General features: G+C 70.8%; 16 protein-coding genes and 1 pseudogene. 8 read left to right on the top strand and 9 right to left on the bottom strand.

Translation table 11 applies throughout. The annotated features are described in order from the left end of the window. Positions 1–52 precede the first annotated feature (52 nt). From O7599_RS00420 to O7599_RS00400, 5 genes and pseudogenes are all read left to right on the top strand, one after another. On the top strand, positions 53–820 hold the full coding sequence (locus tag O7599_RS00420) for an SDR family oxidoreductase (RefSeq protein ID WP_281620021.1): 768 nt from the start codon (positions 53–55) through the stop codon (positions 818–820). A 37-nt stretch (positions 821–857) separates the two neighbouring features. Beyond that, positions 858–1,268: a GatB/YqeY domain-containing protein gene (locus tag O7599_RS00415; protein ID WP_281620020.1), complete on the top strand. Its 411-nt coding sequence runs from the start codon at positions 858–860 to the stop codon at positions 1,266–1,268. Positions 1,269–1,281: 13 nt separating this feature from the next. After that, positions 1,282–1,749: pseudogene (locus O7599_RS00410) on the top strand (NUDIX domain-containing protein). A gap of 124 nt (positions 1,750–1,873) precedes the next feature. After that, positions 1,874–2,119 carry a hypothetical protein gene (locus O7599_RS00405; RefSeq protein ID WP_281620019.1) on the top strand — a complete coding sequence of 82 codons (246 nt, stop codon included), beginning with the start codon at positions 1,874–1,876 and terminating at the stop codon, positions 2,117–2,119. Between the two features lie 259 nt (positions 2,120–2,378). Beyond that, on the top strand, positions 2,379–2,939 hold the full coding sequence (locus O7599_RS00400; protein ID WP_281620018.1) for a hypothetical protein: 561 nt from the start codon (positions 2,379–2,381) through the stop codon (positions 2,937–2,939). A gap of 56 nt (positions 2,940–2,995) precedes the next feature. On the opposite strand, the gene O7599_RS00395 is transcribed toward O7599_RS00400, so the two are convergent. Continuing rightward, a complete protein-coding gene (locus O7599_RS00395; RefSeq protein ID WP_281620017.1) occupies positions 2,996–3,814 on the bottom strand; it encodes an RNA methyltransferase in 819 nt (272 codons plus the stop codon). A 543-nt stretch (positions 3,815–4,357) separates the two neighbouring features. Here O7599_RS00395 and O7599_RS00390 point away from each other — a divergent pair. Both O7599_RS00390 and O7599_RS00385 read left to right on the top strand, forming a co-directional pair. Next, positions 4,358–5,179: an AfsR/SARP family transcriptional regulator gene (locus O7599_RS00390; protein WP_281619950.1), complete on the top strand. Its 822-nt coding sequence runs from the start codon at positions 4,358–4,360 to the stop codon at positions 5,177–5,179. Between the two features lie 1,938 nt (positions 5,180–7,117). Then, a complete protein-coding gene (locus O7599_RS00385; RefSeq protein ID WP_281623316.1) occupies positions 7,118–7,624 on the top strand; it encodes a hypothetical protein in 507 nt (168 codons plus the stop codon). Here the strand turns inward: O7599_RS00385 and O7599_RS00380 are convergent. Then, positions 7,566–8,372, bottom strand: coding sequence for an IS5 family transposase (locus tag O7599_RS00380; protein WP_281619951.1), 807 nt, complete (start codon positions 8,370–8,372; stop codon positions 7,566–7,568). The genes O7599_RS00385 and O7599_RS00380 overlap by 59 nt on opposite strands. A 422-nt stretch (positions 8,373–8,794) precedes the next feature. On the opposite strand from O7599_RS00380, the gene O7599_RS00375 reads away from it, so the two are divergent. Further along, complete coding sequence (locus O7599_RS00375; protein WP_281619952.1) at positions 8,795–9,706, top strand: aminoglycoside phosphotransferase family protein; 912 nt, start codon at positions 8,795–8,797, stop codon at positions 9,704–9,706. Positions 9,707–10,152: 446 nt separating this feature from the next. Here the strand turns inward: O7599_RS00375 and O7599_RS00370 are convergent, their stop codons facing one another. The 7 genes from O7599_RS00370 to mvk all read right to left on the bottom strand — a co-directional run bounded on the left by O7599_RS00370 (position 10,153) and on the right by mvk (position 20,324). Continuing rightward, positions 10,153–10,473 carry a MafI family immunity protein gene (locus O7599_RS00370; RefSeq protein WP_281619953.1) on the bottom strand — a complete coding sequence of 107 codons (321 nt, stop codon included), beginning with the start codon at positions 10,471–10,473 and terminating at the stop codon, positions 10,153–10,155. Positions 10,474–11,858: 1,385 nt separating this feature from the next. Continuing rightward, positions 11,859–12,896 carry a ketoacyl-ACP synthase III gene (locus O7599_RS00365; protein ID WP_281619954.1) on the bottom strand — a complete coding sequence of 346 codons (1,038 nt, stop codon included), beginning with the start codon at positions 12,894–12,896 and terminating at the stop codon, positions 11,859–11,861. A gap of 1,040 nt (positions 12,897–13,936) precedes the next feature. Continuing rightward, positions 13,937–15,106 (bottom strand): hydroxymethylglutaryl-CoA synthase, encoded by a 1,170-nt coding sequence (locus tag O7599_RS00360; protein ID WP_281619955.1) that lies wholly within the window; start codon positions 15,104–15,106, stop codon positions 13,937–13,939. A gap of 2 nt (positions 15,107–15,108) precedes the next feature. After that, positions 15,109–16,170, bottom strand: coding sequence for a hydroxymethylglutaryl-CoA reductase (locus tag O7599_RS00355; protein ID WP_281620016.1), 1,062 nt, complete (start codon positions 16,168–16,170; stop codon positions 15,109–15,111). A gap of 554 nt (positions 16,171–16,724) precedes the next feature. Continuing rightward, positions 16,725–17,969, bottom strand: a complete 1,245-nt coding sequence (locus tag O7599_RS00350; protein ID WP_281620015.1) for a phosphomevalonate kinase — start codon at positions 17,967–17,969, stop codon at positions 16,725–16,727. A gap of 218 nt (positions 17,970–18,187) precedes the next feature. Beyond that, the gene (mvaD, locus tag O7599_RS00345; protein WP_281620014.1) at positions 18,188–19,288 is read right to left on the bottom strand and encodes a diphosphomevalonate decarboxylase; all 1,101 of its coding nucleotides are present in this window, start codon (positions 19,286–19,288) and stop codon (positions 18,188–18,190) included. Next, a complete protein-coding gene (gene mvk, locus O7599_RS00340) occupies positions 19,281–20,324 on the bottom strand; it encodes a mevalonate kinase (RefSeq protein WP_281623664.1) in 1,044 nt (347 codons plus the stop codon). Before mvk ends, mvaD begins: the two co-directional genes overlap by 8 nt. Between the last annotated feature and the right edge of the window lie 441 nt (positions 20,325–20,765).

The raw sequence follows: 20,765 nt of genomic DNA, 5'->3' as shown, positions 1-20,765 counted from the left end.
AGGAGGAGGCCGCCTCTCCCGCAGGTGCCCCGGGCGGCCCAGCCTCGTAGCCATGACCACACAGCACACCGAACAGACCCCCGCCGGTCGCAGGACCGTCCTCGTCACCGGCGCCAGCAGCGGCATCGGCGAAGCCGTCGCCGCCCGGCTCGCCACCGAGGGCCACCGGGTGGTGGCCGGCGCCCGCCGTACCGACCGCCTCCAGGCCCTGGCGGAGCGCACGGCCGGCCCGGCGGCCCGCGCCGGCGGCATCCTGGAGCCCGTACGCCTCGACGTGACGGACCGCGCGGACGTCGAGGACTTCGTCTCGGCCGCCCGCGCCCGCCACGGCCGCGTCGACGTGTTCGTCGCCAACGCCGGGGTGATGCCGCTGTCGCGGCTGGACTCCCTGCTCGTCGACGAGTGGGACCGCATGATCGACGTGAACGTCCGCGGGCTGCTCCACGGCATCGCCGCGGCGCTGCCCGTCTTCGGCGCCCAGGGGTCCGGGCACTTCGTCACCGTCGCCAGCACCGGCGCGCACGAGGTCGTGCCCACCGGCGCCGTGTACTGCGCCACGAAGTACGCGGCGTGGGCGATCACCGAGGGCCTGCGGCAGGAGTCCGACCCCTCGGTACGGGTGACGACCGTCTCGCCCGGCGTCGTCACCTCCGAACTCGCCGACACCATCACCGACCCCGGCGCCGCCGAGGCCATGCGCAGCTACCGCGCCCACGCGATCGCCCCCGACGCCATCGCCGCAGCCGTCGCCTACGCCCTGGCCCAGCCGCCGGAGGTGGACGTGAACGAAATCGTCGTACGCCCCACCCGCCAGCGCTGACCGCGGCCCGGGCCGGCGGGGGCGGTACCGTGGGCGCATGACAGCGCCGGCGGCGGGCCCGCCCACGGGCCCGGAGACGACCGAGGACGCGCAGGCACTGCGGTCCCTCATGCGCGCGGACCTCCGCGCCGCGATGAAGGCGCGCCGGCCCGAGGCCGTCTCCGCCCTGCGCACCGCCCTCGCCGCCATCGACAACGCCGAAGCCGTCGAGACCCCGGCCGCCCCGGCGGAGGAGGGGAGCGCACACGTCGCCGGCGCCCGCGCCGGCGTCGGGTCCGCCGAGGCGGCCCGGCGGGTGCTCACGGCCGACGACGTACGGGCCCTGCTGCGGGCGCAGGTCGCGGAGCGCCGCACCGAGGCCGAGGTCTACGAGAAGGGCGGACACGGCGAGGCCGCCGCCCGGCTGCGCCACGAAGCCGACACGCTCGACACGTACCTCACGCGCTAGGCGGCCTGCCCGCATGGCACGGACCGAGTACTGGTACGACGACGCGGCGCCCGCGCCCAACTCGCTGATCCCCGCGTGCAACATGCTGGTCGCCCGCGACGACGGCGCCATCCTCCTCCAACGGCGCCGGGACACCGGACAGTGGGCGCTACCGGGCGGCGCGATGGACATAGGGGAGTCCCCGGCCGAGTGCGCGGTGCGCGAGTGCCTGGAGGAGACCGGCATCGTCGCCGAGCCGACCGGGCTGCTGGGGGTGTACTCGCCGCCGCGGCACGTGGTCGCGTACGGCGACGGCGAGATCAGGCAGGCGTACTAGGTCACCGTCCTCGGCCGGCCCGTCGGCGGCGAGCCGACGGTCAACGACGAGGCCGACGCCGTCCGGTGGGTGCGGCCCGACGACCTTGAGACGCTCGACATCCACCCGTCGATGCGCCGCCAGATCGGCCACTACCTGACGGGCGCCCACCCGCACGTCGACTGACACGGCCCCCGCCGGGCGCGCCGCGACGGCCAACCGGCCCCGGGCCGCAGGGAGTTCGCACGGGCGATGTCAGTGCCTGGCGGCACACTGAGGCACACCACACGTCCGACGAACGGAGGAGACGATGGCGGACGACCCCGCCGAGGTGACCGCGGCACAGGCCTACCGGCGGCTGCTGCGCAGCGCTCAGGCCGCCCTGGCCGAGCCCGGCGGGACCGGGCCGGCCGCGGTGCTGCTGGCCGGGCCACTGGCCGAGGCCGACCGGGCGCTGGCCGCCGCCGGGCTGGCCGGGAACGAGCGGCGGTTCTTCGCGGTCGTCCGCAGCGCGACGACGGTGCCCACCGCGAGGCGAGGCCCCGCGCCGACGTAAGACGTGGGCGCCCCCCAGACGCCACCGGCCGTCGGCCCGGTCGGCGCACTTCGCGTAGCCGACCGGCCACGGGACCCCTCCCGGGGCCCGCGGCGCAGAATCGGAGCCGGCAGGCCGCCCGGCGGCGTCCGTACGCGACCGATCCGCCGCACCCCGCACCGCTCTTCGTGACGACGGCCTCCCGCTCAGCCTGGACGCCCCGCCGACCATCGCGGCCTGCGCCGGCGCCGCCGGCATCCGGGGAAGGGGACCGCACACCATGAAGACCATCGTCCGTATCGCCATGACGTCCGTGCTGGCGCTCGTCGCCGTTGTCGGCCTCGCCGCCTGCGAGGACGACTCCAGCCGGAGCAAGGAGAACGACGCCAAGCAGAGCAACTACGACGCCCTGGTGGCGAACCAGCCCGCGGGGAAGATGCACTACTCGCCGACCCGCGAGGCCATCAACGGGTGGGTCGAGACCTGGGGCAAGCGGGGCAAGCTCTCGTACGTCTACATCCAGAACGGCAAGGGTGAGTACGGGTACTTCGTCATGAAGGGCCTGCCCGTGCCCCGCTGCAAGAAGCTCACGCCGACCGAGGCGGTGGACTCCTCGTCGAACGGCAAGGTGGTCGTGGCGCAGCCGGGCATGGACGGCACGTACGACTCTGGCTCGGCGTGCAACGCCTACTTCGGCTTCGACGCGACGACGGGCGCGTACATGGAGTTCACGGTCGGGACGAACCAGTCCTTCTTCCTCTTCGACCAGCCGATGAAGATGCCGGAGTACGCCGACGCCACGCAGCTCGGCCCGACGTCGGCGGAGGACGTCGCGGACTGAAGAGCGCGGCGCTTCCGCACGCCGCCGCGGCACCGTGGCCCGGATCCCGCGTACTCTCAGCGAGCGCCGGTCCGCTGCTCGCGGTACCTCCGGGCCTCGTACAACATGATCGACGCGGCGACCCCGATGTTCAGCGAGTCGACCGTGCCCACCATGGGAATGCGCACGCGCCGGGACGCCTGAGCCAGCAGGTCCTCCGGCAGACCCTCCCGTTCGCTGCCGAGCAGGAAGGCGAGCGGCGGGTCGTACGCGGCACTCCAGTGGTCCTCGTCCGCGGAACCCGACGTGGCCAGCACCGCGACCCCGTGCTCGGCGGCCCAGGAGAAGAACTCCCCGGCGTCGGGGGTGTGCACGACATCGACGGCGAAGAGCGACCCCATGCTCGCCTTGACCGCCGCGGGGGCATAGGGATCCACCGTGTCCCCGACGAGGATCACACCGGCCCCGCCGACGGCGTCCACCGTACGGATGATCGTGCCGAGATTGCCCGGATTGGCGATGCGGTGCAGGGCGACGAAGACCGCCCCGGGCCGCACGCTCAGGGTGTCCAGCCCACCGGACCGGCCGCGCAGGATGGCGGCGATACCGCTGGGCCCGTCACGGTCGACGAGACGCTGGAACAGATCCGCGCCGAACCGCGCCACGGCGACGCCCGACCGCTCCTGCTCCTCGACCATGCGCAGCGCCGGCTGATGCGTCAGCAGACCGGGAGCGACGAGAAGCGTCTCGACCTCCCAGCCCGCCTCGACGGCAGACCACACCGGCTGCAGCCCTTCGACGACGAACGCACCCTCACGCCGCCGCTGTTTACGGCTCGCCAGCAGCCTCACGCGCTTCGCGAGGGGGTTGGCGGCACTGCTGATCGTGTCGGTCATGGGCTCTTCCGCAGGTGCATTTCGCAGGAGCGTATCGAAGCGGGTGGGCGGGCGGCAAAACGGTACGTACGGCGAGAGGTGAGTAATCACGCTCTCGCGATGACGCTCCCATGGCGGAATTCGAGAGGGAGAACCCGCTCGGTTGTCGTGGCTGGGCACCGGTCCGCAGTTATTCGACCCCGCGAAGGCGGGTGACGGTTTCGTCCGTCTTCGGCGCCGTTGTCGGCATGCCGTTCGTACGGGGTGCGGGCGGAGGATTCGCTCCGCAGACGACGCGGAAGCCGGCCCGCGAAGCGGCGGCGCGAGGCCCGGCTGCACCTGCCTCCAGAGACCCTCCAGCGGGTGGCAGCGTCGGCGTCTGCCGCGCGGAGCAGGGCTTGAGGTGGCTGGTCGGGGGGGTGGTGTGGTGGTCGCCAAGTGGGCGCCAAGTCGTTGGTGTGTGGTGGCCAAGTGGGGTTGTGGATGCTGTGTGGTTGTTGGCTGTGGGTGTGTGTGGTTTGTTCGGGTTGTTGGGTTTGTGTGGGTGTGTGGTTGGAGGGTGTTGTGGAGATTCGGGTTTTGGGTCCGTTGTGTGGTGTGGTGAATGGGGGGTCGGTTGTTCCGTCGGCGGGTAAGCCGCGGCAGGTGTTTGCGTTGTTGGCTTTGTATCCGGGGCGGGTTTTGCCGGTGTCGATGTTGATGGAGGAGGTGTGGCGGGCTGAGTTGCCGCCGAGTGCGATGACGACGTTGCAGACTTATATTATGCAGTTGCGGCGTTGTTTGGGTGGTGCGTTGGGGGCTGGGGGGTCGGAGCGGGCGAAGGGTGTGTTGGCTACGCGGCATGGTGGTTATGTGTTGCAGGTGCCGCGGGAGTCGGTGGATGTGTTTGCGTATGAGCGGTTGGTGGGGGAGGGTCAGGAGGCTTTTGAGCGGGGGGAGGATGAGCGGGCGGCGCGGTGTTTTCGGCAGGCTTTGGGTTTGTGGCAGGGGCCGGCGTTGGTGGATGTTCGGTTGGGGCCGGTGATGGAGATTGAGGTGATGCGGTTGGAGGAGTCGCGTTTGGTGACGGTGGAGCGGCGGATTGATGCGGATTTGCGGCTTGGTCGTCATGGGGAGTTGATTGCGGAGTTGGCTGATTTGATTGCGCGGCATCCGCAGCATGAGGGTTTGCATGCGCAGGCGATGTTGTCGTTGTATCGGTCGGGTCGGCAGGCGTCGGCGTTGGATGTGTATCGGCGGTTGCGGGCGCGGTTGATTGAGGAGTTGGGTGTGGAGCCGTCGCCGCCGTTGCAGCGTTTGCATCAGGCGATGTTGGCGGTGGATCCGGAGTTGGATGTGGTGGCGGGTCCGCGGCGTGGTTCGACGTTCGACCGGTACGCGGCGTAGCCGGTGGCCCGGTGGCCCGGTGGCCCGGTGGCCCGGTGGCCCGGTGGCCCGGTGGCCCGGTGGCCCGGTGGCCCGGTGGCCCGGTGGCCCGGTGGCCCGGTGGCCCGGTGGCCCGGTGGCCCGGTGGCCCGGTGGCCCGGTGGCCCGGTGGGGCCCGGGTGGGCCGGGCGGCCCGGTGGTCCGGTGGAACTGGGGCTGGTGGCTCGTTGAGGGCTTGGTGGGACAGGGGCTGGCAGGCCGGGGTGGGTGGCGCGGTGCCTCGTTGGCCGGTGGCCCGGTGGGATCGGGGCCGGCCGGTCGGGGAATCGGGGCTGGTGGCCTTGTGGCCCCTGCGGGTGTGGCCCCCCTGGGGTTCGGTGGGCTGGTGGGATCGGGGTCCGGTGGGACTTGGCCGGTCCGGGGGCCGGGCTGGCTGTTCGGCGGCTGGGGGTCCGGGGGCTGGTGGGGGTGGAGTTGGTGGCCGTTGGAACCGGGGCCGGGAGCCGGTGGGTTCGGGTCGGGTGGGATCGGTGGCCGGTGGGATCGGTGGCCGGTGGAGGCGGGGCCGGTGGGCTGGTGGGATCGGGGTCTGGTCCGGGGCTTGGTTGGTCGATGGCCGGTGGGGCTGGCTGGTTGGCGGTTGGCGGCCTGGTGGGAGCTGGTGGGCTGGTGGGTTGGTGGACCGGTCGGTGGGCGGGTGGCGGGTTGATTCGGGGTTGTCGGCCGTGGTGGCTGGTTGTGCTGGGGCGGGCTGGTCGGCGGTTGGTTGGCGGTTGGTTGGCCGGCGGTGCTTGGTTGGTGGTTGGTGGGGTGTGAGTGGGGTGGTGGGGTCGGTGTGGCGGGCGTTGGTGGGTTTCGGGTCGTTGTTTGTGGGGCCGTTGGTGTATGAGTTTGCTTTGGCGCCGGGGTGTGAGAGGGTGCCGGACCGCGGCCGCGGTGGCGTTGGCGGTGGTGGTCGGGGTGTGGCGGGTGTGGGGGGTGGGTTGCCGGTGGGTCATCCGGAGCGGTTGTGTGTGGGTGTTCCGTTGTCGGAGGGGGAGCGTCGGCTTGCGCGTGAGGTGTGGCCGGGGTCGGTGGCCGGTGGGCGGGTTTCCGGCGGTGATGGCTGATCCCGCCGTGTCTGGTGCGCGTGTGTCTGGATGAGGTTGGCGCCGTGGGTCGGCTGGTCGGGGATGGCCGTGCGGGGTTGGGTGTCGGTGGGTGTGTGGGTGCGGCCTCGTGAACGGTTTGTTCGAGGTGATGGCCACGGGCGGCTTTCCTCATGCTCTGTCAGAACCTGGATGAGGAGTGGGGCGCCGCGCTGGTCGAGTTGCGTGTAGCCCGGGTCGTTGATGTAGAAGGATCGACGCGGTCGTGGTGGGCGGTTGTTTTGGTGGGCTGGGGTTCGTCGGCGGTCTCGGCGAGCTGGTTGACGAGCGTGGTCGGGGGGGCCTGGGGTCCGGGTTTTGTGGTCTCGGTGTCCAGGGTGGTCGGCGGGTGGGGGCTTTTTGGTGCCGGAGTCGCTGATGGTGTCTGGGTGTGGGTCGTGCATGGTGGGTGGCTGCGGTGTTCGGCAGGCGTTGCCGTTCGTGGTGCCGGCGTCTCCTCGTCACGGGAGGTTTCCCCGGTCGCCCCGCGGCCCCCGGGGGCAGGTCGGGACAGGGTGGGGCCGGTTTCGCGGGCATGACCCTCCCGCGCCTGCGCGGCGGAGCCGACACCCGTGGACGAGTGGGGTTGGGTGGGGGGTTTCCAGTGGTGACGGTTGACTGGCTGTGTGTGGGGGCGGGCGGGTGGGTGGGGGTTTGGGAGGCGCCTGGTTTGCTGGGTGGCGGTGTTCACGAGTTTTTGACAGCACCTGAGAGGTCGTTCTCTTTCCGAACCTCGTGTGAGGTCTTTGCTGGTCAGGCATGAAGTAGCTGCTGCTGCGGGAGTCTCGGCTCGTTGCCGGGTGAGATGTCGTGGAGGTGGCGGATGCCGTCGATGCGGGCGGTTTTGGAAACGCGGCGGAAGGCCGCGGCCGCGGAGGTGAAGCAGCTCGAAGCCGAGTTGGAACGGGTGCGGGCGGCTCTGGCGGAGGCGGAAGAGGTGCACTGGTGCCGGGTGATCGGCCTGGAGCAGTATCTGGAGGCGCTGGCTGAGGAGGACGTGCCTGCCGACGTGGTCGGTGAGGGGTCGCGGAGGAAGCCGGTCGGTCCACGCCGGGCGGTGCCTCACCGGCGACAGGCGAGTGAAGTGGAGGAGTTGTCGCCGGACTATCAGGCGTTGATGGCTGCTGCGGCCGATGCGGGAGACGACGGGCTCGGTGCCCGGCGGGCGGCGGTGGTGCTGGGCTGGGACAGCGCGTCGGCCTCCCGTGTCGAGGGAGCCAGAGCACGGCTGAAGCGGCTGGTGGAACGAGGCTGGCTGGTCGAGAAGAAGGCGGGCAGATTCACGCTGCCCGCATCGGAGCAGGACCCTGGTGCCGGGCGGCCAGGCGGCGGCTCGTGAGCATGGACATCGACCACAGAATGACGGCTTCGCTGGTGTCGGTGCGCCGCTCGTAGTCACGGACCAGACGCCGGCTGCGCAGGCACCAGGCGAACGACCGTTCCACGACCCAGCGGCGGGGCAGGGCCTTAAAGCCGCGGGCGGTGTCGCTGCGGCGGACGATGTCGAGTGCGATGCCGAGCTGTGTTGCACTCCAGTCGACGAGGTGGCCGGTGTAGCCGCCGTCGGCCCAGACCCGTGCCAGCCGCCCGAAGCGGTCCTGGGCCGCCGGCAGCAGAACGCGGGCGGCGTCCCGGTCGGTGGTCGACGCAGGCGTGACCAGCACCGCCAGCAGTAGCCCGAGCGTGTCGGTGAGCAGGTGCCGCTTGCGCCCGTTGACCTTCTTCCCGGCGTCGAAGCCGCGAGAGGTGAGAGCGACGGTGGCGTCCGCCTTCACCGACTGCGAGTCGATGACCCCCGCACTGGGCTCACGTTCACGTCCCTCGGCCTCGCGGGCAGCCTCACGCAGCCGGTCGTGCAACTCGGCCACGAGTCCCCCATCCCGCCAGCGGGCGAAGAAGGCGTAGACCCGAGGCCAGGGCGGGAAGTCCGACGGCATCGCCCGCCACTTGATGCCGTTGTCGACGAGGTAGCGGATCGCGTCGAGCATCTGTCGGTGACAGTAGCCCTCCGGCCGCCCGCCCCGGCCCGCCAGCCACCCGGGAACCGGCAGCAGATCCCGCACCAGAGCCCACTCGGCATCGCTCATGTCCGAGCCGTACCGCGGCCGGCGACCCGGCCGGTCGGCCGCATTCCCGAACCTGTGGGCGAGACAGTCACACCCAGGAGTGGACCAACTGGACCCGACAACCGTGACCACGCGACACTTCGACAACAGGGCCTCTTGCTCCTCGCTGGACTCGACATCCGCGAGCTACCAAGAGGCCCTTCTTCCATGCACCCCCACCGGCAAACTCACCCGCACCAGGCCCCTGTTCGAACATCACCGACCACCCGAGCGGATAGAGAACAGCCAGTGAGTGCTTGACCATCTGATATCGAGTAGGTCGGGGAGGAAGGTGTGGGTCGTGCCGCTGAATGCAGGTGTGGGTGCCGCGGTCCAGATGATGGGGTGGCACGGTGGTCCATCACGAGGAGGCGGTGACTGTCCGGCCCCTGACGGTGGCTTGGGTGAGCCGTCACCTGGCGGCTGGTGAACGGATCGTCGGAATCGCGGCTCTGCACGGCGGCGCCACTGCCGTAATGCGGCGGCTGACCATCAGCACACGGGATGGCGGCTCCCGTGACCTGGTGCTGCGGGCCTTCGTCGACCCGTTCTTCGTGGAGCACGCCGAGGACTGGCTGAACAGGGAGGCCGGCGCCCTGGCCCTGCTGACGGGGACGGGGGTGGCGGCTCCGGCGCTGGTCGCGGTTGATCCGGCCGCCGTGCATTGCGAGTATCCGTCGCTCCTGATGACACATCTGGCGGGTCGGATGGTCCTCACCGACGAGAAGGTGGACAGGCGTATTCCGCTGCTGGCCCGTCAACTCGTGGCGATCCACGCACTGCGACCCGCCGAGCGGCCCCGGGCTTACGAGGCGTGGACGACCGCCGACACCGTCGTCGTCCCGGAGGGCGCCGACGCGGCGGTATGGGCCGCGGCGATCGGCCTGATCCGCAAGCCCGCGCCGCCCTATGAGGGGCGGTTTTTGCACCGGGACTTCCACCCCGGCAACGTGCTGTTCGACGTACCGCGCGCAAGGCCGGCCAACGCCCGGATCACCGGCGTCATCGACTGGGCCCAGTCCTCCTGGGGCCCGGCGGATCTCGACGTAGCGCGCTGTTGCACCAACCTTGCGCTGCTGCACGGCCCGGCCTGGGGTCTGCGGTTCGCCCAGGCGTATGAGGAGGCGGGTGGGGTGCTGGCCGCGGACGCGAGCGAGCGGCTGTACTGGCGGGTGCGGGACGGGCTGGCGTTCTCACAAGACGTGCAGTTGGTGGCGCAGGCATGGCGCAAGGCAGGCAGGGAGGACCTGACGACGCGAGCCGTGGAGGAGCGGCTGGATGCCTATGTCACCACCCTGATGGACGCGCCGCGCTGAGCCACGCCATGCCGGTGCGCGGGGCGGGGTGCCGTCCTATCTCGTGAGCAACCGCAGCGGTGAAGATCACCGACTGCTGCTGAAACTGATCGACAAACGCCGTCCCTCAAAGTGAACGAAGCCGGTCTCGGTCTGCTGGGTGTGCGCGAGCCGGTGGGAGTCGGTGCCGGTCTCGTTGACGAGCGTGGTCGGGGGTGTGTGGCGGGGCTGGGGTCCGGGTTTTGTGGTCTCGGTGTCCGGGGTGGTTGGCGGGTGGGGGCTTTGTGGTGCCGGAGTCGCTGATGGTGTTTGGGTGTGGGTCGTGCGTGGCGCTCCGGCTGGTGACGGAACACCGCCACCAGTCCAGCCCTACCCAGCCCTACCCAGCTCATCGGGGTGTGTGGCCGCCGAGGCGGCCGTGAACCCCGGACGGCCGGTGCGCTGACCGGAAGGCCCGGGCTGGCGGATCATTCCTGCTCGGAGGCCGCGGCGAGGCGACGTCGGCAGAGGTCGGCAGCTGTCAGGTGGGGCCTGTGCAGCGCATCGCTGTAGAGCTGCATCTCACGAGCCGCCCGGTCCAAGTGCCGCCAAAAACCCAGAGGCAGATCATGACCATCACCCAGACCGACCAGACAATCAAAAGCAAGCCCCAGCTCATTGTGCTCCAGGAACTCCAACGCCGCCGAGAGATCAATGCCCGGCACAGACGTGAGACAGACCCGGGCAGCATCCAGGTGGCCGCGGGTCCGATCCCAGCCGGACCGTAGAGCATCACCATTATCAGTCATGACGCCAAGTGTTACCCGCGCCCCCACCAAGGACACACGACTTCCAACCCTCCGGGATCCAACGCAAACCCCTCCTGCTGCGGATGCCGGCACGCTCCGGCTACCGGCTACCGGCCGTCACGCCTTCAAGCCCCACTCGTCCACGGGTGTCGGCTCCGCCGCGCAGGCGCGGGAGGGTCATGCCCGCGAAACCGGCCCTACCCTGTCCCGACCTGCCCCCGGGGGCCGCGGGGCGACCGGGGAAACCTCCCGTGACGAGGAGACGCCGGCACCACGAACGGCAACGCGTGCCGAGCACCGCGGTCACCCACCCTGGCCTTTACCCGCCTGTGGGGGTGGATGCGCTGACCGGCATGGTTCGCGGGGCTGGATGTGTCGTCGCCTGTCCGTGCCTGGTCGTGGTCGGTGTCGCCGGGTCAGGGGAAGGCGGTGGGCAGGTGGGGCATTGGTGTGGTGGTGGATGAGGTCGTGGTTCGGCGGGCCGGCTTCATCGGTGAGGCGGTGCGGGGGGTGGGGCGTGGGCTTGTTGTGTGCGTTGGCTGTCGGTGGTGTGTCGGGTGTGTCGTCTGCGGCTTCCACCCTCCCCCCGGGGGGTGTGGCTGTTGTGCTGCCCCGGGGTGCTCCTGGGTGGTGTTGCTGCGCCTGCTGTGCCCGCACTGTCCCCTCCGGGCCCCTGACACCCGGCGCCCGGCTCTCGGGCTCCGGGCCCGGGCCCTGACGCCTGGCCCTCGGCCTGGCCCCTTGACGTCTGGCCCTCGGCCCTCCTTGACGTCTGGTTCCTGACGCCTGGTTCCTGGTTCCTGGTTCTTGGGTTCTGGTTCCTGGCGGTGCTGCTGTAGTCCGGTGCGCTCCGTGTTCTGCTGTTTGAGGTCCCTGTTCGGTCGGGCTGTGGGTGGCAGCCGTGCTGGTGGACTGTTGTTGTGTGGTCCGGTGTCGGCGTGGTTCGGCGCCTGGGTCTGTGATGTCCTCGGCGCCGTGGAGGTCGTGTTCCCCCGGGGGGCCGGTGGTGGGGGTGGCGGGTGGGTCCTGCTGGTTTTCGCCGCCTGTGCCCGGCGGTGGGTTCTGGGTCTGGGTGTGGGTGTGGGTGTGGGTGTGGGTGTGGTTCGGTAGCCCTTAAGAACGCCTGCACGAAGGGAGTTCTGCTGCCGTGCCGGTGTTTCCCGGTGGTTCCGGTGTTTTCCCGGTCGTGTCGTGGCGCCGGTTTTGCTGCTGCTGTGGGTCTGTTCGGCGTTTTCTTGGGTGTGTGGGTTGGTGTTGTGGGTTGGTGTCGGTGTTGTTTGGGGAGGGGTTTTTGCCGGTGGTTTTCTGAATCCGGTCGGTGGTGTGTTCGGGGTGTTTTCCGGGTTCGTTGTGGGGGGTGTGGTGGTGGGGGGTGTGGGGTGGGGTTAGTTCCATTCGATGAGGGCGAAGCTGGTGGCCATGCCGCCGCCGAAGCCGGCGAGGAGGATGAGTTGGCCGGGGTGGAGGGTGTTTTGGCGGGCGGCGGTGTCGAGGGTGATGGGGATGGAGGCGGCTCCGGTGTTGCCGTAGTGGGTGAGGGTGCGGTGCATGGTGGCGCGGGGCATGGCGAGGTCTTCGATCATGGAGTCGAGCATGACGCCGTTGGCTTGGTGGGGGATGATGTGGCTGATGTCGGCGGGTTCGACGCCGGCTTCGTGGAGGAATTCTTTGATGAGTTGGGGGAGTTGTTCGACGACGAAGCGGCGTACTTCTCGGCCGTCCATGGTGAAGTATTGGAGGTTGTTGTCGAGGGTGTCGTGGTTGTGGGGGTGTCGGCTGCCGCCTGCGGGGACTTCGATGAGGTGGGAGAGGTCGCCGAAGGTGTGGAGTGCGACGTGGCGGAGGAGGGGGCCGTGGCGGGTGGTGCCCAGGACCATGGCGCCGGCGCCGTCGCCGAAGAGGACGACTGTTTTGCGGTCGGTGGGGTTGAGGATGCGTGAGTATATGTCGGCGCCGACGACGAGGGCGTAGCCGCCGCGTCGGAGGATGGCGCTGCCGACGGCGGAGAGGGCGAAGACGGTGCCGGAGCAGACGGCGTTGACGTCGAATGCGGCGGTGCCGGATGCGCCGAGGTTGCGTTGGACGTAGGCGGCGGTGGGGGGTTGGGGGCGGTCGGGGGTGGAGGTGGCGACGGCGATGACGGAGAGTTGTTCGGCGGTGATGCCTGCTGCTTGCATGGCGGCGCGTGCTGCGGTGGTGGCCAGGTCGGAGGTGGCTTGGTCGGGGGCGGCCCAGCGGCGTTCACGGATGGCGGTTTTGCGGGTGATCCAGTCGTCGTCGACGCCGGCGGGTGCGCCGACTTCGTCGTTGGTGACGATCCGGTCGGGCACGTAGGCGCCGGTGCCGAGGATTCTGACGTCGATGCTGGGGCTGATCCGGTCCGGCACGTCGGCGTCGATATCGATGGGCCCGATGTCGGTCATGCGTGCCCTCCCCTCGAGTGGTCTCGGATGACTGTCTGTTCCCTGCCCCGCCCAGTCCCGCCCCGCGCCCGTCCGGCCGGCTCGGCCTGGCCGGTGAGCGGCCGGGCCCGTGCACGGCCTGGGTGGTGCGCGGCCTGTCCCTGAGCGGCCCGGCCCGCGCGCGGTCCGGTGCGTGTGCGGCTTGGCCTTGTGCGCGGTCTTGCTGGTGCGTGGTCCGGCTGGTGTGCCGGTCCGGTTGGTGCGTGGCCTGGCCCGTCGGCCGGCCCGGCCTCGTATGCCGGCCTGGCCCCGTGCGTGGTTCGGCTCGCGCGCCGGCCTGGTCCTTGCGCGGCCGGGCTGGTGCCCGGTGCCCGGTGCGTGGCCTGCGTGGCCTGCGTGGTGCGTGGGGTGGCTCGCGCGCCTGCCCGGTCTGGGCGGTGCGCGGCCGACTGGTGCGCTCTGGCGTGTGCGTGCTCCGGCTGGTGCGCCGGTTGGGTGGTGCGTTTTGCGTCCCGTCCCGTCGCGCCCCGCCCTGCCCCGCGGCCCCGGTCTGGGTCCGGTCTGTGCGTGGCCTGACTGGTGCGTGGTGCGTGGTGCGTGGTGCGTGGTGCGTGGTGCGTGGTGCGGTTCGTGCGCCGGCCCGGCTTTGTGTGCCGGTCTGGCTGGCTGGTGCGTTTTCCGTCCCGTCGCGCGCTGCGGCCCGGTCTGGGTCCGGTCGGTGCGTGGCCTGGCCTGGCGCTGGTCCGGCCTTGTGTGTGGCCTGGTGTGTGCGCCGGTCCGGCTGGTGCGGTCTGGCTGGTGTTGCCCGCCCGTCGGCCTGGCGGCCCGTGCGGTCTGGCTGGTGTCGCCCGTCTGCCTGCCGGCCCCGTCTGCCCGTCTGCCCGTCGGCCTGGTGGTCGTCGGCCTGTTGGTGTGGCTGGTGTGTTGCCTGGCCGTCGGTTCGTGTGGGCTGGTGCGCACGCCGGTCCGGCTGGTGCGTGCCGGTCTGGTTTGTGTGTTGTCTGTTCTGCTTGCCGGCCGGGTTTGTGGGCGGGTTTGTGGGCGGGTTTTGTGGGTGGGGTTTAGCGGGTTTCGTAGATGCGTTTGTGGTTGTTGATTCCGGCTAGTCGGTAGGGGCCGGTGGTTTGGGTGGGGGTGGTGTGGTGGGTGCCGTCGGTGGGGAGGGTGTTTTCGTGGAGTTGGAGGTAGGTGGGGTAGTCGATGGTGGTGCGGCGGGTGATGGTGTGTTGGTTGGTGGTGGTGTGGAGGTGGTTGTGGTAGTCGGGGGTGGGGGTGGCGGCGAAGAATTCGGCGACGCTGCCGGAGCCGTAGCTGAAGAGGCCGATGGGTTGGTTGGTGAGGTCGGGTGTGTGGTCGAGGAGTGCGGCGAGGCCGAGGTAGACGGAGGCGGTGTAGCTGTTGCCGATGACGTTGTTGTAGGTGGTGGTGGGGCCGATGGCTTGGGTGATGGTGTGGTGGTCGGTGTCGCGGTCGTTGTAGTTGAGTAGGTGGCGGTGTGCTTTGTAGGCCATTTTTGTGAATGGCTGGTGGTAGCAGAAGGCAGTGAAGTCGTCGAGGGTGTGGCCGCCTTGTTCGGTGTAGTCCTTCCAGGTGCCTTCGACGGCTTGGAGGTAGGCGTTGATGGATTCTTGTCCGTCGACGAGGGCGGTGTCGCGGTAGTTGGGTCGCCAGAAGTCCATGACGTCGGCGGTGTAGAGGCCGGAGGGGTCGTGGATGGTGAGCAGGGCGGGGTTGGCGGTGACGAGCATGGCGACGGCTGCGGCGCCTTGGGTTGCTTCGCCGGGGCTGTCGGCGTCGTATTTGGAGACGTCGCTGGCGATGACGAGGACGTGTTGGGTGGGGTCGCGGCGGATGAGGCCGAGGGCGAACTGGAGGGCGGCGGTGGCGCCGTAGCAGGCTTGTTTGAGTTCGACGACGCGGGTGGCGGAGGGGAGTTGGAGGAGGGAGTGGACGTAGACGCCGGCTGCTTTGGCCTGGTCGATGGATGATTCGGTGGCGAAGACGACGGTGCGGATGCGGTCGCTGCCGTGGCGGGCGATCAGGGGGGCGGCGGCGGTGGCGGCCATGGTGACGATGTCTTCGTCGGCGGCGGGGATGCTCATGGATTCCTGGCCGATACCGGTGTGGTATTTGCCGATGTCGGTGCCGTTGTGGTCGGCGAGTGCGGTGTGGGGCAGGACGAACTCGGTGGTCGCGAACGACAGGTCGTGGATTCCGAGGTGGTGGGACATGCCTAGGCACCAACCTTTGCGGTCGTGTGGTCGCGTTCGAGCTGGAGGTGTGCGCGCATGAGTTCGCCGGGGTTGGTCTGGGCTGCGAGCAGGGACAGTTCCCCGCACAGCACGGTGGCCGCGGCGATGACGGCGAGCCTGCGTGCGTTGGTGCCGGGTTCGCCGTCGGCGCGGCAGCCCAGGCGGGTCAGGTTCGTCTCCACGAAGCCCAGGCCCTTGCCGTTGCCGACGGTGCCGACGATCAGGTTGGGCAGGGTGCAGGAGAAGTACAGGTCGCCGTCGCGGTCTTCGGCCATCGTGACGCCTTGGGAGCCTTCGACGATGTTGGCCGCGTCCTGGCCGGTGGCCAGGTAGAAGCCGAGGAGCATGTTCGCGTAGTGGGCGTTGGCCGAGCGGATACCGCCGGCCAGGAGGGTGCCCAGGAGGTTCTTGCGGATGTTGAGCTCGACGACTTTCGCGGCGGTGGTGTGCAGGACGTCGGTGACGACCTGCTGGGGGATGAGCAGTTCGGTGACGACGTTCTTCCCGCGGCCGAGGATCCCGTTGATCGCGGTGGCCTTCTTGTCGGTGCAGTAGTTCCCGGAGATCGATCCGTAGGAGATGCCGGGGATGGTCTTGAGGAGGTGGCCCAGCAGGGCGTCGGAGGCGAGGGTGGCCATGTTGTGGCCGGAGGCGTCGCCGGTGCTGAACTCGAAGCGGATGAACAGCAGATTCGCCGTGATCTCGTGGCGGATGCCGATGAGCTGGGCGTACCGGCTGCAGCCGCGTACCACCTCGCGCAGTTCGTCGATGCGCGTGTCGATGGCCTGCGCGGCGGTGTGGGCGGTGAGTGCGTCGGTTGCTTCGACGAGCACCGAGCGGGTCATCCGCTCGTCGACGAGGGTGGCGACGATGCCCTGCTCGGCGAGCATGGAGACCTTCGCGCCCCGGCCCACCGAGGGCCACAGCGGCGATTCGTAGGTGGCCAGGGGCACGTGGGTCTCGGTGTGGGCGACGTTCCCCGAGATGCGCAGGGGGCCCACCCACTTCATCGGGACCCCGGCTATCGCGTGTGCGTCGGTCATCGTGTGCTTCCCGTCATCTCGTCGAAGGCGTCAAACTGTCGAACTTGTCGAAGCTGTCGAACTTGTCGAAGCTGCCGAAGGTGCTGCAGGTGCTGCAGGCGTCAGAGCGCTGCAGGCGTCAGAATGCTGCGGGTGCTGCGGGTGCTGCGGGTGTCGGGGTGCTGCGGGTGTCGGGGTTGCGGGTGTGCGGGGTCCCGGACGGTGCCCGGGTACGAGCAGGCGGTGCGGCAGGCGTTGACCGGCGTTCCCGGCGGTGGGCGCCCGGGTCTGGTGGGCGGTGGTGGCCAGGTCCCGGTTGATCTCACCGGTCGTGGTGCCGGCGCCGGTCATCGCGTTGATGCAGGGCCGGTCGGTGCCGCTCAGCGGTGCGGCCGGCGGCACGCCGGGGCGGCCGGTGCCGGCCGGGGCACGGACGAATGCCACCCCGTCCAACTGGTCCAACTGGTCCAACTGGTCCAACTGGTCGGACCGGTCGGTCTGGTGGGTCTGGTTGAGGTGGCTGTGTGTCCGGTGCTGTTTCGTGGCGGGCCGGACGTCGTCCTTGCGCTGACCGCTCATGTCTGGTCGCCCTCGGCCCTGTCGGCCCGTTCGGTGCTGCCGGTGCTGCCGGTGCTGTCGGTGCTGTTGGTTCTTTCGGCGGCGGGTGCCAGTGGGAGGGGGAGGATTCCGGCGGTGGTCCATTGCTGTCGGAGGTGGGTGGTGGTGTGGGGGGTGTGGGTGTCCAGGAGGGCGATGCCGCAGTCGCCGCCGCCGGCTCCGGAGGGTTTGGCGGCGCCGCCGGCGGCTTCGGCGGTGTCGCACAGGGTGGTGAGTTCGGGGGTGAAGATGCCCAGGCCGACTTCGTTGTCCAGGCGGGTGAGTTCCTGGCGGGCGGTGCGGATCTGGTGGAGCAGGGCTGGTGCGTCGCCGGTGTCGAGTGCGTCGGTGGCGGCGTGGACGAGGGCGGTGGCGGTTTTGACGAAGGCTTCGTAGGTGGTGCTGTCGCGCCAGGTGCGTCGGTGCAGGCCGGCTACCAGGGATGCGGTGGAGGCGGGGGTTTTGGTCCAGCCGACTTCCAGGCGCAGGCCGGCCGGTGGCGGTAGCCGGCGTACGGCGAAGCCGGGCCAGTCGGTGCGCAGTGTGTGTGCGATGCCCCGGCGGCGGGCGAGGTCGAGGACGAAGGCCCGGTCGGGTGCCTGGTAGGTGATCCAGCCGCCCCAGGTACTGGCGGCCAGGTCGCCGCCGGAGCCTTTCGTATCGAGGCGGGCGCTGGCGAGCAGGGCCAGCCGGAAGAGGTCGGGGGCCGGCAGGGGCAGGCCGCAGAAGGCGGCGACGGCGTCCACGGCCGCGACGGTCACCGCGCCGCTGGAGCCCAGGCCGTACTTGCGGCCGTCTTCGTGCAGGCGGCTGCTGACCGACACGGTCATCGCGGGTAGCGGCCGGCCGTGTTCGGCCAGGAGTTCGCCGACGGTCTCGACGGCCGAGACCACGTGCGCCAGCGAGCTACGGGCCCGCTGCCCCCCGGACTGGCCGCCGGGCTGCCCGTCGGGCTGCCCGCCGGGCTGGCCGTCGGGCTGGCCGTCGGGCTGGCCGTCGGGCTGGTGGTCGGGGCGGTCGTCGGGGTGGAGTCGGGTGCCGGTCCAGTGCCAGTGCACCGTGCCGGTGAGGAGGTCGGAGGAGATGTCGACGCCGGCGGTGGCCGAGCCGGACACGGTGACCGTGATGTCCCGGTCGACCGCCACGAGGATTGCCGGGACGCCGGGGGTGACCACCGCGTACTCGCCTGCGACGAACAACTTGCCCGGTGCCCGCCGGACCACCGTCCCGCCCGCAGCCCCATCCGCAGCCGCACCCGGGGAACTGCCCGCAGCCGCGCCCGCAGCCCCATCCGCAGCCGGGTTCGCGGAGCCGTCCGCAGTCCCGTCCGAGGGGCTGCCCGCAGCCGGGCCCGCAGTCGGGCCCGGGGTGCGGTCCGCTACCCCGCCTGCGGTTCCGCTCGGGGTTCCGCCGGGGGTGTGGTCCGGTGCCGGGTGGGGGGTCATCGTCCGCCCTCGGGGAGCAGGCGGGTGGCGGGGCCGGGTCCGGCGATGTGGACGGCGCCGCCGTCGGCGGCTTCGCGTACGGCGTCGGCGACCCGGTGGGCGTCGGTGCGGGCGCACAGGACTTTGACGTTGGGTCCGGCGTCCATGGTCGCCCAGGCGGGTATGTTTTCGCGGCGCAGTTGCAGGACGCGGTCGAGGACGGTCAGGGTCGCCGGCGACAGGTAGCGCACCGCGGGCCGTGCGGCGAGCATGGTGGCGTGCATGCCCAGCGCGTTGCGTTCGGCGATTTCGCCGACGACGGCCAGGTCGCCGCGCAGGAGGGCGGCGCGCATGCCGGCGAGGTCGTCTTTGCTGGAGGCGGCCCAGGGTTCGTACAGCGGGGAGGTGTCGACGGTGCGGCGCATCGCCGCGCGGCTGGAGACGTCCTTGGGGCCGGCGTTGACCACCGCGATGACCAGTGCTGCGTCGATGTCGCCGACGGGTACCGGTTCGGCGTAGGAGCTGAGGTCGGCTTCGGCGGGGGTGCCGGCGGGCCGGCCGGCGCGCCAGGCGGCGAAGCCGCCGAAGATCGAGCGTGAGGCCGATCCGGAACCGCGCCGGGCCAGCCGGGACAGGGCCCGGGCGTCGCCGCCGAGTCCGTAGGCGGCCGCGGCGGCGACGGCCAGGGCGGCGAAGCCGCTGGCGGACGAGGCCAGGCCCGCGCCGGTGGGCACGGTGTTCTCGGATTCCACCACGGCCCGCTGCGCCACTCCGGCGCGCTGGCGCACCAGGTCGAGGAAGGTGACGATGCGCCGTTCGGCCTCCCCGGTGGCGGGCACGCCGTTGAGTGTCACCACGTCGCTGCCGGCGCCGGGTGCGAGCCGCACGCGGGTGGTGGTGGGGAAGATGTCCAGGGTCATCGACAGGCTGTCGGTGCGGGGCAGGACCAGGTGCTCGTCCCGCTTGCCCCAGTACTTGATCAGCGCGATGTTCGGGTGGGCCACCGCGGTGGCCCCCGCCTGCCCCCCGGCCCCGGCCCCGGTGCGGGCTTCGGTGCCGGTTTCGGTGCCGGTGTGCTGGTCCTGGGGCCGGACCACGGTCATCCGCTGTTCAGACATCACCGGTGCGCCTCCTCAGCGGTACGACCCAGGTGTGCACGGCACCGGCCTCGTGGAGACGGCGGGTGACCTTGCTGGCCTCTTCGGGCCTGGTCAAAGCGATCATGCAGCCGCCGAGACCACCGCCGGTGATCTTCGCGCCGAGGCTGCCGGCCGCGAGTGCGGCGGCGACCATCGTGTCGATGAGGCCGGTACTGAGCCCGGCCGCACGCAGCAGTTCGTGGTAGTCGGTCATCTGCGTGCCCACGTCCGCGGCCCGGCCCTCGGCCAGGGCCTGGCGGGCCGCGGCGGTCAGTTCCGCGGCGCGGGCCAGGAACTTCTCCTGGGATCCGGCGCGGCGCTCGAATCCCTCCCGGAGCAGTTCGACGGCTTCCTTGGTGCTGCCCGCGGTGCCGCTGTCCGCGACGATGAACAGCCCGTCGCAGCCGATGCTCAGCTCACGGGCCCGGCCCTTTTGGAACAGCAGCGGGGCGGCGGCGCCCACGGTCATGGCGTCGACGCCGCTGGCCCGGCCGTGCGTCATGTGCTCGGCCGTCTGCACCAGTTCGAACGCTGCGGCGTCCGAGAGCTCGCGGCCGAACAGCTCGGCCAGCGCCAGGACGATCGCCCGGGTGTTCGCGGCGCTGGATCCCAGTCCCCGGCCGGGCGGGATCGCGCCGTCGAGGATCACGTCGAGATGCGGGTCGCCCTGGATGCCCATGCGGTCCTTGAAGGCGGCGGTCAGGTGCCGCAGCCCGTCGGAGGCCTGCGTGACCACCGCCCGCGACGCGGACCCGGTCATGGTGAACGACAGCTCCCCCTCGCCGTCCTCGGCCGGCGACCACCCCGCGCTGGCCGTCGCGGTGAGCTGCGGAATCGGCAGGGCCAGCGCCGCACCCCCGTAAACGACCGCATGCTCACCCAGCAAAATCGCCTTGGCATGCGCACGACCTACGCCGACGGAGTGAGCCCGGTGGTTTCCCGAAACCCCTTCCACTGAGGTCGGTAGAGTCAACGCACTCAGCTCCCCTTTGTCGTTTCTGCGGTGAGATCGCATCGTCCGGATTTCCACGAAGGAATGAAGCGGGCGGCCGGCCCCGCGCACAGGCGCCGGCCCGCAAGGATCTGACGGCCCGTCGGCAAAGAGGCGATGGTCGAAGCGCTGCGCCCGCCGGGCCCGGCGCCGGGGCGCACACGGCGGGCCCGGCACACACGGCACGCCCCCGTGCGGGGGTGTGCAGGTGCATGCGGAAGGAAGGCGGTGCCGGACGCCCGGGGGGCCTCTTCGCGCCGGGGCAGCCCGGGCGGGCCCGGGGAATGCGGCACCAATCCACCACCCCGCGCACGTTTTCGGGCAGGGTAGATGTGCGTAAATAGTGACACGGGTTTTTCGTCGCGCCAAGAGCGGCTCAAAGTGACCTGGCTCACGTCCGGGTGGGTGGGCTCGCACGTGGACTCCTGGCGCCGGTACGGCGCGAAGCGCGGGGTCGGGGGGAGC

Origin of the sequence: Streptomyces sp. WMMC500 (assembly GCF_027497195.1) — a bacterium.
In the GTDB taxonomy this organism is placed as follows: domain Bacteria; phylum Actinomycetota; class Actinomycetes; order Streptomycetales; family Streptomycetaceae; genus Streptomyces.
This window is presented reverse-complemented; position numbering and strand designations above follow the sequence as displayed.

What these genes read in the sequence shown, in the direction of transcription:
- O7599_RS00370 (WP_281619953.1), bottom strand. Translation starts at nt 10,473, where the DNA reads ATGACTGATAATGGTGATGCTCTACGGTCCGGCTGGGATCGGACCCGC.
- O7599_RS00365 (WP_281619954.1), bottom strand. Translation starts at nt 12,896, where the DNA reads ATGACCGACATCGGGCCCATCGATATCGACGCCGACGTGCCGGACCGG.
- O7599_RS00355 (WP_281620016.1), bottom strand. Translation starts at nt 16,170, where the DNA reads ATGACCGACGCACACGCGATAGCCGGGGTCCCGATGAAGTGGGTGGGC.
- O7599_RS00395 (WP_281620017.1), bottom strand. Translation starts at nt 3,814, where the DNA reads ATGACCGACACGATCAGCAGTGCCGCCAACCCCCTCGCGAAGCGCGTG.
- O7599_RS00385 (WP_281623316.1), top strand. Translation starts at nt 7,118, where the DNA reads ATGCGGGCGGTTTTGGAAACGCGGCGGAAGGCCGCGGCCGCGGAGGTG.
- O7599_RS00420 (WP_281620021.1), top strand. Translation starts at nt 53, where the DNA reads ATGACCACACAGCACACCGAACAGACCCCCGCCGGTCGCAGGACCGTC.
- mvk (WP_281623664.1), bottom strand. Translation starts at nt 20,324, where the DNA reads ATGCGATCTCACCGCAGAAACGACAAAGGGGAGCTGAGTGCGTTGACT.
- O7599_RS00360 (WP_281619955.1), bottom strand. Translation starts at nt 15,106, where the DNA reads ATGTCCCACCACCTCGGAATCCACGACCTGTCGTTCGCGACCACCGAG.
- O7599_RS00380 (WP_281619951.1), bottom strand. Translation starts at nt 8,372, where the DNA reads ATGAGCGATGCCGAGTGGGCTCTGGTGCGGGATCTGCTGCCGGTTCCC.
- mvaD (WP_281620014.1), bottom strand. Translation starts at nt 19,288, where the DNA reads ATGTCTGAACAGCGGATGACCGTGGTCCGGCCCCAGGACCAGCACACC.
- O7599_RS00415 (WP_281620020.1), top strand. Translation starts at nt 858, where the DNA reads ATGACAGCGCCGGCGGCGGGCCCGCCCACGGGCCCGGAGACGACCGAG.
- O7599_RS00400 (WP_281620018.1), top strand. Translation starts at nt 2,379, where the DNA reads ATGAAGACCATCGTCCGTATCGCCATGACGTCCGTGCTGGCGCTCGTC.
- O7599_RS00405 (WP_281620019.1), top strand. Translation starts at nt 1,874, where the DNA reads ATGGCGGACGACCCCGCCGAGGTGACCGCGGCACAGGCCTACCGGCGG.